Here is a 12,785-nt window from a genome sequence, read left to right as displayed (position 1 = left end):
TTTCGGGAAGATTTCCCGTTAAGAAGCAGGCATCATGCCATTCGTTACAAAGTCATATTTATCAATAATATGAGAGCAATGATTGAGGTCAGGATCGAGGTGTGTAGCTGGAGGCGGCAATTTTCCGTCATGGATGTTCCCGGCTAACCGAAGTCTCTGGAAATGGGAGGGAATCGAACTGGGCATCCGGCGACGGTATGGTACACTTCGGCGCTTGTGACCACGCCATAAGGGCCAGAGGTAGATACGGAACAACATGCGCCTGAAGTCCATCAAACTCGCGGGTTTCAAATCCTTTGTTGACCCCACCACCGTTCCCTTTCCCTCCAATATGACGGCGGTGGTTGGACCCAATGGTTGTGGTAAGTCCAATATCATCGACGCCGTTCGCTGGGTTATGGGGGAGAGTTCCGCCAAGTACCTGCGTGGTGAGTCCATGACGGACGTTATCTTCAATGGCTCCAGCGCCCGCAAGCCAGTGGGCCAGGCGTCCATCGAGCTGATCTTTGACAACTCTGACGGCTCGGCCCCCGGCGAGTTTGCCCGCTTCAATGAAATCTCGGTGCGTCGCCGTGTCTCCCGGGAAGGGCAGTCTGACTACTTCATGAATGGCGCCAAGTGCCGCCGGCGGGATATTACCGATCTTTTCCTGGGTACTGGTCTGGGCCCTCGCAGCTACGCCATTATCGAGCAGGGCATGATCTCCCGCCTGATCGAAGCCAAGCCGGAAGAGTTGCGGGTCTATATCGAAGAAGCCGCCGGGATATCCAGGTACAAGGAGCGGCGACGGGAGACGGAGAATCGCATCCGTCGGACCCAGGAAAACCTGGAGCGGCTGACTGACCTGCGGGACGAACTCGGCCGCCAGCTACAGCACCTGCAACGCCAGGCGCAGTCTGCCGAACGTTACAAGGAACTCAAGGCCAGCGAACGGCAGTACCGGGCGGAGCTGGCGGCGTTGAAATGGCAGGGGCTGGACCAGGAACTTGCCCAGCGCCGGGAGCAGTTGCGGGAGACCGAGCTGGAGCTGGAAAACACCTGACCGATCGGGTCAACCTTGAAACAGCGCTTGAGCGCTTGCGGGATGACCACCAGCAGCGTACCGATGACTTCAACCGTAACCAGGCCCGTTATTACGAGGCGGGCGCGGACATTGCCCGGGTAGAGCAGAGCCTGGAGCACCAGCGGGAACGCAGTCGCCAGGTGGCCACCGAGCTTGACCAGGCCCTGGCCAGCCGTTCGGAGATCTCCCGGGAACTGGCCCAGGACGAAGACAAGCTGGAGGCCATCAACGACGAGCTGGCGGCCATCGAACCCGAACAGGAAAGCCTTGCTGCCCAGGCTGAAGAGTCTGCCTTGCAGCTACAGGCTGCCGAAGAGGCTATGGGTGACTGGCAGCACCAGTGGGAGGCTTTCAGCGCACGTTCCTCCGACACCAAGCGGGAAGCTGAGTTGGCTCAGAACCGCATCCGTAACCTGGAGCAGGAGATCGAAAGCCTGATTGCCCGTCAGCGACGCCTCCAGGATGAACGGGATTTGCTGGACGGGCAGCTGGACCGGGACGAGCTAGACGAATTACTGGCACGGCAAGAGGAGCTGAACCTGCGCCAAGAGGAGGCCGTAGAGGCGATTGAAGACGCTGGTGACCGGCTCCAGGATCTCCGGGGCGACCTTCGCGAACAGGAACAACAGGTCAGTGAATTGAGCCAGCGGGACCAGTCCCTCAGGGCTTCGCTGGAGTCCCAGCAGGCCATGCTCGATGAGCAGCTGGGGGCGGATGACGAAGCCCTGCAGCAATGGCTCGGCCAATCAGGCCTCCACCAGGCACCTCGTCTTGCGCGCCAGTTGCAGACGGAGCCCGGGTGGGAATTTGCCGTAGAGGAAGTGCTGGGGAACCTGCTGCAGGCGGTGCAGGTTAACAGCCTGGAGGCCCTGACCCGCGAGCTGGCCGAGGCCCCGAAGGGCCTGGCGCTGGTGCAGGCTGGCTCTGAATCGGCCAGCCCTGCGGCAGGCAGCCTCGCCGCCAGGGTAAGCAATGCCGGTGGGCTGGGCCATTGGCTGGGACAGATTCGTACTGCCGGGAGCCTTGCTGAGGCCCTGGCGATGCAGGGCAGCCTCGCGGAGCAGCACTCAGTCATCACTCCGGACGGCATCTGGCTGGGCCGGGGCTGGCTGAGAATGCGGCGTCAGATCGATCTCGCACCGGGGTTATCGAACGCCAACAAAAGGTGGAAGAGCTTGCGGCAGCCCTGGATGACGCCGAAACACGACTGGCAGAAGGTCGGGAGAGGCTTGCCGAGTTGCAGCAGCGGACCTCGGAGGCAGAGCTCCTGCGGGATCAGGCACAACAGGCCGCCAGTGATGTCCAGGGAGAGCTGTCGTCCCTGACTTCCCGCGTCAGCGGCCTGAAAGCCCGGGCTGAACAGATCAATGAACGCCTGCAGCGGATTGAGGAAGATGCCGGTGACCTGCGCGAGCAGCTGGCCATGAAGCAGGAAGAGCTGGAAGAGGCGCGCATGCAGTGGGACCAGTCCCTGGCCGAGAACGAGGGTGCGGAAGATGAACGGGAGCGCCTCCTGGGTCAGCGGGACGAGCTGCGTGGACGTCTCGACCATCTGCGCCACCAGGCCCGCAGTGATCGCGACCATGCTCACCAGCTGCAACTGGAGATTCAGTCCCTGACCAGTCAGCAGGATGGCCTGCGCCAAACCCTTGATCGCACCCGGCTGCAGGACCAGCGGCTGGAGGAACGGCTCGAAATCCTGCGCGAAAACCGGGAAAGCGCCGAAGCGCCTATCGAAGACCTGGAAATGCAGCTTGAGGGATTGCTGGATCGGCGCCTGGCAGAAGAGGAAAAGCTCTCGATGGCGCGGGATGCCCTGGAAGACATCGATCGCCAGGTCAGGGAGAAGGAACAGTTCCGCAGCCAGGCTGAGCACCGTGCCCAGGAAATCCGTGGTCAGCTGGAGAAGCTTCGGATGGAATCCCAGGCCCTGGAGATCCGTTCCACCAACCACCTGGAGCAGCTTGAAGAGCTGGAGGTGAAACTTGCCGATATCCTCGGGCAGTTGCCAGAGGAAGCTACCGAGCAGGCCTGGTCAGAGGAGCTGGAAAGGATCGGCAACCGGATCCAGCGACTTGGTGCCATCAACCTGGCTGCGATCGAGGAATACCAGGTCCAGAGCGAACGAAAGACCTACCTGGACAGCCAGCATGAAGACCTGATGGAAGCCCTGGAAACCCTGGACAGTGCGATTCGCCGAATCGACCGGGAGACACGCCAGCGTTTCAAGGAAACCTTCGACAAGGTCAACGGTGGTCTGCAGGCGCTGTTCCCGAAAGTGTTCGGTGGCGGTACCGCCTACCTTGAGCTTACTGGTGAGGACCTGCTGGAAACCGGTGTTGCCATCATGGCTCGCCCACCCGGCAAGAAGAACAGCACCATTCACCTGTTGTCCGGGGGCGAAAAGGCGCTCACCGCCATTGCCCTGGTATTCTCCATTTTCCAGCTGAATCCGGCGCCGTTTTGTATGCTGGACGAAGTGGATGCGCCACTGGACGATGCCAACGTGGGCCGTTACGCCAATATGGTGAAAGAGATGTCATCTCAGGTTCAGTTCATCTACATTACCCATAACAAGATAGCCATGGAAATGGCCGACCAGTTGATGGGCGTCACCATGCACGAGCCGGGTTGCTCGCGACTGGTGTCAGTGGATGTGGATGAAGCCGCCGCCCTTGCGGAAGCGTAATCACGGGGCTGATTTGTCGCGCGACATGAAAATCCGCCACCTGGTCGTCCATTGCGTTGTATTCACGCCGGTCTTTTCATAGAGTTACCGCTTTAAGGACCACAGACAGGATCAGGTTGTTATGTCGCTTCGGGAATGGTTGATTGCCATTGGTGCCCTGATTATCATCGCCATCGTTGTTGATGGCCTGCGCCGGATGCGGCGTGCCCGCAAGGACGCCATCACTATTTCGAAGGGGATGGGTGCCGACGATATTGAGGGCACTCCCCTGGATGACGACTTCAATCCTGAGCTCCCCAACGGCGGCGCTCGCCCGGTGTCGCGTAACACCCTGGAGGAGAGGGGATACTTTACCTCCGCCCCGGCCGCCGATGAACCATCTGCGGAAGCAGGGGATGAACCGAGCGACCACGACCTGCGTCCTGCAGCGGGGCAAAAGGCCCATGACACCGAGTCCGAGCCGGACATTCCCTCGTTCACTGCAGACCCGGAGCCTGAGCCGGAACCGGAGCCCTTCCGGGAGCCCGAACCCGAATTCCATACCAGTGACGTCCCGGGCCAGCATCACGAAGAGCTGCCCGGGGAGTCCCGAACCGTCCGTGCACCACGCCGGCCGGAAAAGAAAAAGCCCTTCTTCCGCAAGAAGCCTGAGCCTCCGACTGTCACAGAAGTCGAGGAAGACACAGCAAGCAGGGGAGACCGTGCCGAGCCGCCCGCAGCCGATCAGCCCAAGGCCGGTGCCAATCGCCCTCCGGCAGAAGAAGTGGTTGTCATTAATGTACTGGCCTCCTCAGAGCAGGGGGATTTTTCCGGTGCAGCCCTGAAGAACCTGTTTGAGGCCTGTGGCCTGGAACATGGTGACCTGGATATCTACCACCGCCACGAGACAGAGGAAACCACCAGCCCGGTCCAGTTCAGCGTAGCCAGTGCGGTCGAGCCTGGTACCTTTGTTCCCGGTGAGATGGAAAAAATCTCGACGCCAGGGATCAGCTTTTTTATGAGCCTTCCCGGGCCCACCAATTCCATGCAGGCCTTCGACTTTATGCTGGAAACCGCCCAGACGGTGGTACGCAACCTCGGGGGTGAGCTCAAGGATGAACGCCGTAGTGTGATGACGGCCCAGACCATTGAGCACTGCCGCCAGCGCATCCGTGAATACGAGCGCAAGCGCCGCTTCAAACGCTGACTGCAGGGCCGGTGTTCTGCCCGTTCGCGCCCGGGGCGGAACATCGGCGCCTTGAGTCCCGGAACCAGAGACCATGAGCCAGAACTCATCCCCTGAACGTCGTATCCAGGAACTTCGCCAGGTCATTGACGACCACAATTATCGTTACTACGTGCTGGACGAGCCCGCCATTCCTGATGCGGAATACGATCGTCTGATGCGGGAACTGCAAACCCTGGAATCCGCACATCCCGAGCTCGTGACACCGGATTCCCCCACCCAGCGTGTTGGTGCCGGCGGTGACAACACCTTTGCCGAGGTGGTCCATCGCCTGCCCATGCTTTCGCTGGATAACGCCTTTTCTGACGATGAACTGCGGGATTTTGACCGACGGGTACGGGACCGTCTGGGGCGTGATGAATCGGTGGAATACGTTTGTGAGCCCAAACTCGACGGCCTTGCGGTCAGTCTGCATTACGAAAAGGGTGTGCTAACCCAGGCAGCAACTCGTGGCGACGGCTATTCCGGCGAGGACATCACTGCCAATATCCGTACCATCGAGTCCGTACCTCTACGGCTACGAGGTAAGGATCTGCCGGAGGTGGTAGAAATTCGCGGTGAGGTGTACATGCCCAGCGCCGGCTTTGAAGCCCTGAACCGGAGACTGGCCGACCAGGGTGAAAAAACCTTCGTTAACCCACGCAACGCCGCCGCCGGCAGCCTTCGGCAGAAGAATCCCCGTATAACCGCCAGGCGGCCGCTGGAAATGTGTGCCTACAGCGTTGCGGTTCCGGACGAGGGCATACTGCCCGATAGCCATTACGCGGCCTTGCAGATGGTTCACGAATGGGGCTTCCGTATCAACCCGGAAATGAGCCTGGCTACCGGTCCGGAAGAGTGCCTGAAGGCCTATCAGGACCTGTTGGACAAGCGGGACAGCCTGCCCTATGAAATCGATGGCATCGTGTTCAAGGTCAATCAGATCGACCTGCAGCAGCAACTTGGCTTTGTCTCTCGCGCCCCCCGCTGGGCCATAGCCCACAAGTTTCCGGCCCAGGAAGAACTGACGGTGCTTGAGGCGGTAGAGTGGCAGGTTGGTCGAACCGGCGCGGTCACCCCGGTTGCGCGCCTGAAACCGGTGTTCGTCGGCGGGGTGACCGTCAGCAACGCCACACTGCACAACATGGACGAGATACGGCGGCTGGATGTCCGCATCGGTGACACGGTATTCGTGCGCAGGGCGGGAGACGTCATCCCACAGGTGGTCAAGGTGGTCAGGGACAAGCGACCGGAACAGGCTCCCGAGGTGAAGTTGCCGGCGCATTGCCCGGTGTGTGGCTCTGATGTTATCCAGATTGAAGGCGAGGCGGTGGCCCGTTGCAGCGGTGGGCTTTATTGTCCGGCCCAGCGCAAGGAGGCCATTCGCCACTATGCTTCCCGCAAGGCCATGGACATCGAGGGGCTGGGTGAAAAGTGGATTGATATGCTGGTGGAGCGGGAGATGGTCCGCACTGTGGCGGACCTGTACCAATTGCGTAAGGCCGACCTGGTGCGGCTCGACCGGATGGGGGACAAGTCAGCGGACAACCTGCTGAAGGCCATCAACGACTCCCGTGAGCCTGAGCTCTGGCGCTTTCTCTATGCCCTGGGTATCCGGGAAGTAGGTGAGGCCACGGCCAAGGCGCTGGCGATGCACTTCGGGACCCTTGAGAAGATCACTGAAGCGTCGGAAGAGGAACTGCAGGAGGTTCCAGATGTGGGGCCCATAGTGGCGGGCCATATCTACAGCTTCTTCCGGCAGTCCCATAACCAGGAGACCATCGATGCGTTGTCGAAGCAGGGCGTTCGCTGGCAGTCGGTGGACGTCCCCGAGCCTGAGCAGATGCCTCTGAAGGGAGAAACCTGGGTATTGACGGGCACCCTGTCCGACATGACCCGGGACGAAGCCAGGGACAAGCTGGAGCGACTTGGGGCGAAGGTGGCCGGTAGCGTTTCGAAAAAGACCAGCTGTGTGGTGGCCGGAGAGGCTGCGGGGTCTAAGTTGGCGAAGGCTGAATCGCTGGGTATTCGGGTTATGAACGAAGAAGAGTTTGTGGCCTTTCTCGCCAAGACTTCAGAGCGTTAGATGCCAGTAAGGCTAGCATCTCTAGCGGGCACCTCAATCATTCGAGGCACGTGGGGTGAGGGCTTTTTCCAGGACCGTCGAGCGCCAGGGAAGGCGCTCGTCGAGCCCTACATGGACGTACTTGCGGGCGTGTCCTGGAAAAAGCCATCGCCCTGCGGGCCCTTCACCATTGCTGCAATCCTGTAAGACTGGGACTCTGTGCCTGGGCACGCGAAGCGAGGGCCTTTTCCGGGACACGCCGTGAATCCATCCATGGAGGCTCTTCAAAAACGTCCCTGTTTTTGAAGGTCCCGGAAAAGGCCCTCACTCCCCGTGCCGAAGCTTGTGTGCAGGTCTCATAGACTGTCAGCGATTGATCCGGGGGAGTTTAGACTTCGCCTTCCTGTCGACTGAGACTCGCATAAAGCCTCAGATAGTCCGTACTCGTGATAATGCCGGACGGAGTACCGTCTGCCTCCACCACCAATGCTGCATCAAGCTGGTGGGCCAGCATCAGCCGGGCCAGTTGGTGGGCATCCGTTTCCGGGGATGCGGTCAGAAAGGCTGGCAACTCGATGTTCAGGAAGCTCCGTGAGGCATCCTGGTCCTGGTTTTCATGGAGCCAGTTCAGGATCCAGCGCATATCCACCAGGCCTCCGACAACCCCGCCCGAGGTAATAACCAGGTGATGAACACCATGTTCATCCATCACCGCCAGGCCCTCCGCCAGGGAAGATTCGGCCGCGAGGGTGTGAATCCATGGACTGCAGACGCGGCTGACCGGCAGGTAGACCCGTTCTGGCTCTGGCCGTGCGTCCTCTGCCTGGCTGTACCGGGCAACTGCACGACGAGCGGTTACCTCCCGCGCCTGCTGGTACTCGCCGTCAGAAATTTCTTCACTGCTTTCTCGTAAAGCGTGGGATTCTGCCATCTCGTCGAGGCTGCCCACACGGCGGTTCCGGAATATTTCCGGTAGCCGGGTTCCGGTCGGGCGTCCGGGTTCACTTACGTGTATCGACATGGCTGCTCCGGGGCTCAGGGACAACGAAAAACGGTTGGGCGCCCATTGGAAATTGCTGGTATTGGCAGGCGTCCGTTAGATAGTTATACCTGTTTATCGGCTACCCGTGCCAGAACTGGAGCCCATATCAGGCCGGGGACTCACTTGTTCTGGTTGCAGCAAGGCACCGTGCCGGGTGGACACGACGGGTCAGGGAGTGGGGAAGGGCCAGCGGCTCACCGGTAATAAGGTCGGCCAGGTATTCAGCCATCAGTGGCGCCCACATCAGCCCCTTGCTGCCAAGGCCGGTGAAGAGCCACGCGCCACCCAGGGTGTTACCCTCGCTGTTAACAAGCGGTCCGACAATGGGTTGGTAGTCGTGGGTGGTGCAGCGGAAGGAAACCCGGCCAGTGATATCGTCTGTCGGCTTAATGCGCGGGTCCAGCAGGCCCGGTAGCATCGAGTCCAGGCCTTCAAGGTTTTCCTGGTGGCTGTTGGTTCGGACCAGGGGATCATTGTCCCTCAGATCGAACGTGGCGCCGGTAACCAACTGTCCGTCAGCAGGCGGGTTAAGGTATCGGGCGCCGGTGACCACAGCCCTGGGGGCTGCGGTAAGCCTGTCCGAAGGAATCCCGGTGATCTGCCCACGAATGGCCTTTATCCGGAACTCGCCGGTGACCGGCATGAGCTGGCGGGTAAGGTGTCCGGCGGCGAGTATAACGGTATCCGCCACCAGGTCCTGGCGGCCTTCACCGGACAGGCACCAGCGGTTGTTGCACGGAAGCAGCCGGCTTGCGCGGAACTGGAACTCGGTCCGGATGTTGGGGTGATCGAGCAGTGACTGGCATACCCTGGCCGGCTCCAGCCAGCCGGAGCGGGGAAACCACAGCCCGCCCTTAGGACAGGCTATGCCGGTCAGGTCGCTGGCTTTTTGGTCGTCAACCGGGTACAGCACGGTCCGTGGGTAGGTATTGGCTTGAAGGAATTTTTGCTGGCGCTCCCGCTCGTGCTCGGAGTAGCCCATCATCAGCAGGCCGGTCGGGTGCCATTGCTCGGGGGTTTCCGCAGGGTAGAAGCGCTGGGCGTGGAGCAGGGCGGCCAGTGCCAGCCTGACCTGGTCGTTCAGCTGTACTCCGAGCTTTGCGTAAAGGGCGCCCTGGGGGTTTCCGGAGGCCCCGGCACCGGGGCTTTCGCCCTGGTCAGCTACCGTCACCTGGTAGCCGCGCACGGCCAGGTTGCGCGCAACCATGGCACCGGCGATGCCGGCTCCCACCACCAGTATCTGCCCGGTTGGTTCGGCACTGCGGTGCGAACCCTGTTCCAGGACACCCCGTAGCATATCCCGTTTTGGGCCGAACCCGGCCACGCGTTCCATCCGGAAACCGACGTCAGACAGTGCTCGCCGGACCCTGCCTACGGCGGTGAAGGTTGCCAGTGTGGTTCCCCGGTGGCTGTGTTCGCGCACCTGGCGGATCAGCCGGTCCTGCCACAGGCCGGGGTTGCAGGCGGGGGCAAACCCGTCAAGGAACCAGGCGTCGGCGCTGAACTCCAGCGAGTCAAAGGCTTCCAAGGCGTCACCGAAATAAAGGGTCAGACGCACCCGTGCCTGATCAATCACCAGCCGGTGGCAGCCGGATACCGGCTGCGGGTAGTTATGGGCCAGCTCCCGGGCAAGGGGCGCAAGCTCGGGCCAGAGTGCCAGGGCCCGTTCCAGGTCTGCCGAGCCAAGGGGGTATCGTTCTACCGAAACAAAGTGCAACCGGGCGCTTGCCGGCGCGTACTGGCGGAATGCCTGCCAGGCCGCAAGAAAGTTGAGGCCGGTGCCAAATCCGGTTTCTGCAATGACAAAGGTATCTTTGTCGCTCAGTTCACGGAATCGCTCTGGGAGATGATTGTGGTGCAGGAAAACGTAGCGGGTCTCCTCCAGGCCGTTTTCGCGGCTGAAATAGACGTCGCCGAACTGTTCGGACACGGGCTGTCCGTCCCGCCAGGCTAACCGGGCGGTTTCAATCAGTGGTCCACCAGTCGTTCCGTCCATGGATCATTGGCCGTTATCAATACGCCTGACCGATTCGATCACGACCGGTTCGACGGGTACGTCACCCATGCCATTGCGACGGGTGGTGGAGACCTTGCCGATGGCATCGACAACGCCCATGCCTTCAGTCACTGAACCAAACACCGTATAGCCAGGCCTGGCCCGGGTAGCATCCAGGTGGGGGTTGTCCACCAGGTTGATGAAAAACTGGGCAGTGGCCGAGTCCGGGTTTGCTGTGCGCGCCATGGCAATCGTACCCCGCAGGTTTTTGGCGGTCTGGCGGGACTCGTTTTCCACCGGGTCACGGGTGTCCTTGCGGTTCATGTCCTGGTCAAAACCGCCAGCCTGCACCATGAAGCCGGGAATTACCCGGTGGAACAGGGTGCCATCGTAAAATCCGTCGTCCACGTACTGGAGGAAGTTAGCCACGGTTTTCGGCGCGAAATCTGGGCGCAGGCGGATGTTGAAGGCACCCTCAGTGGTCGAAACACGGACCTCCGGCAGCGCTTTGTCGCTGACACCGGACTGCTGGGCGTGGGCGGGAAACGTTGTCACCAGGGCGACCATCGCAGCAAAGACCAGGTACAGGGCGCTGGAAAACAAGGGGAAACACTTGGGGCGCGGGCAGAAATCCATGACAGGCTCCGGTTCGTGAGAGGTTGCACGGGAGTCTAACAGAACCTGCCGGGAAGAGGGTCGTCAACTGCTCCGAATTAGTACTCGGTGGTAACAACGGTACCGGACTGCGCCAGGGGACGGTGCCATCCGGATAACCTGGACTACAGGTGCGTTGCCCCGCCTGGTGTCCCATGAAGGGATACCGGGTCGGGACTCTAGGCACTGGCCAGTATATTCCGTTGGCCAACGGAGGTTTGTTGGCCGGTGGCACCGTACAGTTTTTGCTGTCCGGAGCTGCCCCGGAAAATGTCAGTGAGACGGGACAGGCGGCTCTGCAGGTGGGCTACAACCTTGCTGTTCTGCTGGTTCAGGGAGTGACACCGGGCCAGGACCGACTGGGCGGCCTCCCAGCTCTGATAGAGCCCGGTCAGTCCGGCACTGCGGATAAAACGGGAGGGGTGGCCCTGATCCGGGCGGAACCCCATCTCCACCAGCAGGTGGACTTTCTGGCGGGCCCGTTCGCGGATGTCCCCGAGCAGGGCGTTCTTGCGGCTGGTCACTGGCTCTATAGCCCGAACGTCGGCATCGCCCAGCAGGGCTTGTTCTTCTTCCAGCAGGGTTTCAAGCTGCCGGAGCTGCTCCAGGTCCTGGTTCAGCAACGCCTGGAGTTTGTCTGTGGTGGACATGGTCTACCTCACCCAAAAATGCTTTCATCCATCTCAAGCATTTTCTGGGCCACTTTTTCGGCATCCACTTTGTAAGAACCATCGGCCAGGGCAGCACGGATCTGTTCAACCCGGCTGTCGTCCACTTCCGGGGTGCTCTCCAGCCTTTCACCCATCTGGCGAATTTCCCTGGCCTGCTTGCTCAGGTTGACGTTTTCGCCCCGGGCCGCTGGCGCCTGGGCCTTGGCCTGTTCTGCGGGCGCTGGCTGAGCAGGCTGCTTGGCTGCACCTTTATCCGCAGAGGTGCGCGGGCTGTTAACCTGACTGTTGCCAATTCCGTTGAAGTCAACTGTCATGACGATTACCTTCTTTGTCTCATGCCGCTCCATGGCGGTCGAAATGTGTCTCTGACCCTTTATCGGCCGGGCTTACTGCAACTTTAGTTAAAACTTTCTTCATGTTTGGCCAGTCAGAAAGCGCACTGTGGCATGACGCTGCCGCTGGCCGGCAATGCACTGCCGGTACGTCACATGGTGATTTCAACCTGCCCAGGCCCCGTAACCCTGGCGCGGATTTTTCGGGCAGAGGAAAGATTTTCCACCAGTACCTGCTCACCCACCCGGGCGTTCGCGAGGGCCTTCCCCCGGGTTTTAACCGCGAACGAACCGCTTCTGGCGGTGATCATAACATGGTCCCCCCGGGCCACCGCATCCGGTGAGGTCACCAGGTCCGGGGTAAAGGGGGTGCCCGCATTAACCGAGCGTTTCAGTTCCAGGCCCAGCAGCTGTTCACGGTCCGTAATGGCGCCACGGCGAATGGCATTAACCACAACCCGATCGGTCGCCACCATCGCTGCCGTCAGCCGGTCACCACGGCTCAGTGGTCGGGCGGCGATCAGGGCATCGCCGTAGATATCGAGTGAAACCGACAGATACATGCGCCATGGACGTTTGCCCTGGCAGGACACCATCAGGGAAGGCTGCGTGGTTTGCCAGGGATCGCTGCTGAACGAGACATCAATGCCGTCTTCCGGGCAGGGTGCCAGCGCCAGTCGCGGGTCCAGGTTGCCGAGGGTGTATTCTGCGTCAAAGCCTTGGCTGGCATGGGTCTCCACGAACTCTTCCATAAACAGCTGACCCGCTGCCAGGATGTCACTGGCCTCGGTCTTTTCAGAGCCGAGGGTGGTGGCGCTGTAAAACAGGATGAGCGTAAGCGTTATCAGAATGCGCATTTACCCGGCATTGTCCTATGCTGTTGAAGGGCAGGGGAATATGTGACCTGCCTGACACGAATGATGTGATCGTTTGCGCAGCCCGTTAAACTAATCCGGATACCAGCCGTTACATACGCTATGGGAAAGCGGCGTTACAATGCCCCAACTGCGGGTGGAAAGCAGTCACCGGCACCGCGGCGGAATTCCGTCACTGGCTTGTTCAAACTGCT

8 protein-coding genes and 1 pseudogene are annotated in these 12,785 nt (G+C 60.6%); 3 read left to right on the top strand and 6 right to left on the bottom strand.

Going from position 1 to position 12,785, the window contains the following annotated elements; genetic code table 11:
- Positions 1-256: 256 nt before the first annotated feature.
- From smc to ligA, 3 genes and pseudogenes are all read left to right on the top strand, one after another.
- A pseudogene (gene smc, locus LJ360_RS10890) lies at positions 257-3,752 on the top strand (chromosome segregation protein SMC).
- Positions 3,753-3,873: 121 nt separating this feature from the next.
- Positions 3,874-4,938 carry a cell division protein ZipA gene (zipA, locus tag LJ360_RS10885; RefSeq protein ID WP_264993972.1) on the top strand — a complete coding sequence of 355 codons (1,065 nt, stop codon included), beginning with the start codon at positions 3,874-3,876 and terminating at the stop codon, positions 4,936-4,938.
- A 73-nt stretch (positions 4,939-5,011) separates the two neighbouring features.
- Positions 5,012-7,042 (top strand): NAD-dependent DNA ligase LigA, encoded by a 2,031-nt coding sequence (ligA, locus tag LJ360_RS10880; RefSeq protein WP_264993971.1) that lies wholly within the window; start codon positions 5,012-5,014, stop codon positions 7,040-7,042.
- Positions 7,043-7,409: 367 nt separating this feature from the next.
- On the opposite strand, the gene LJ360_RS10875 is transcribed toward ligA, so the two are convergent.
- The 6 genes from LJ360_RS10875 to flgA form a co-directional block, all read right to left on the bottom strand.
- The gene (locus LJ360_RS10875) at positions 7,410-8,042 is read right to left on the bottom strand and encodes a CBS domain-containing protein (protein WP_091848233.1); all 633 of its coding nucleotides are present in this window, start codon (positions 8,040-8,042) and stop codon (positions 7,410-7,412) included.
- A 127-nt stretch (positions 8,043-8,169) separates the two neighbouring features.
- Entirely contained in the window at positions 8,170-9,993 is a 1,824-nt protein-coding gene (mnmC, locus tag LJ360_RS10870) for a bifunctional tRNA (5-methylaminomethyl-2-thiouridine)(34)-methyltransferase MnmD/FAD-dependent 5-carboxymethylaminomethyl-2-thiouridine(34) oxidoreductase MnmC (RefSeq protein ID WP_264993970.1), read from the bottom strand.
- 69 nt (positions 9,994-10,062) lie between these two features.
- Entirely contained in the window at positions 10,063-10,695 is a 633-nt protein-coding gene (locus tag LJ360_RS10865) for a peptidylprolyl isomerase (RefSeq protein WP_091848231.1), read from the bottom strand.
- 197 nt (positions 10,696-10,892) lie between these two features.
- On the bottom strand, positions 10,893-11,363 hold the full coding sequence (locus LJ360_RS10860) for a flagella synthesis protein FlgN (protein ID WP_264993969.1): 471 nt from the start codon (positions 11,361-11,363) through the stop codon (positions 10,893-10,895).
- Positions 11,364-11,371: 8 nt separating this feature from the next.
- A complete protein-coding gene (gene flgM / locus LJ360_RS10855) occupies positions 11,372-11,698 on the bottom strand; it encodes a flagellar biosynthesis anti-sigma factor FlgM (RefSeq protein WP_091848229.1) in 327 nt (108 codons plus the stop codon).
- A gap of 170 nt (positions 11,699-11,868) precedes the next feature.
- A complete protein-coding gene (gene flgA, locus LJ360_RS10850) occupies positions 11,869-12,573 on the bottom strand; it encodes a flagellar basal body P-ring formation chaperone FlgA (protein ID WP_264993968.1) in 705 nt (234 codons plus the stop codon).
- Positions 12,574-12,785: the final 212 nt, after the last annotated feature.

Origin of the sequence: Marinobacter sp. AN1, assembly GCF_026013985.1 — a bacterium.
GTDB classification, from domain to species: domain Bacteria; phylum Pseudomonadota; class Gammaproteobacteria; order Pseudomonadales; family Oleiphilaceae; genus Marinobacter; species Marinobacter segnicrescens.
Note: the sequence above shows the minus strand (reverse complement) of the source record. Positions and strands in the feature narration are given on the sequence as shown.

What these genes read in the sequence shown, in the direction of transcription:
- zipA (WP_264993972.1), top strand. Translation starts at nt 3,874, where the DNA reads ATGTCGCTTCGGGAATGGTTGATTGCCATTGGTGCCCTGATTATCATC.
- ligA (WP_264993971.1), top strand. Translation starts at nt 5,012, where the DNA reads ATGAGCCAGAACTCATCCCCTGAACGTCGTATCCAGGAACTTCGCCAG.
- LJ360_RS10875 (WP_091848233.1), bottom strand. Translation starts at nt 8,042, where the DNA reads ATGTCGATACACGTAAGTGAACCCGGACGCCCGACCGGAACCCGGCTA.
- LJ360_RS10865 (WP_091848231.1), bottom strand. Translation starts at nt 10,695, where the DNA reads ATGGATTTCTGCCCGCGCCCCAAGTGTTTCCCCTTGTTTTCCAGCGCC.
- LJ360_RS10860 (WP_264993969.1), bottom strand. Translation starts at nt 11,363, where the DNA reads ATGTCCACCACAGACAAACTCCAGGCGTTGCTGAACCAGGACCTGGAG.
- flgM (WP_091848229.1), bottom strand. Translation starts at nt 11,698, where the DNA reads ATGACAGTTGACTTCAACGGAATTGGCAACAGTCAGGTTAACAGCCCG.
- flgA (WP_264993968.1), bottom strand. Translation starts at nt 12,573, where the DNA reads ATGCGCATTCTGATAACGCTTACGCTCATCCTGTTTTACAGCGCCACC.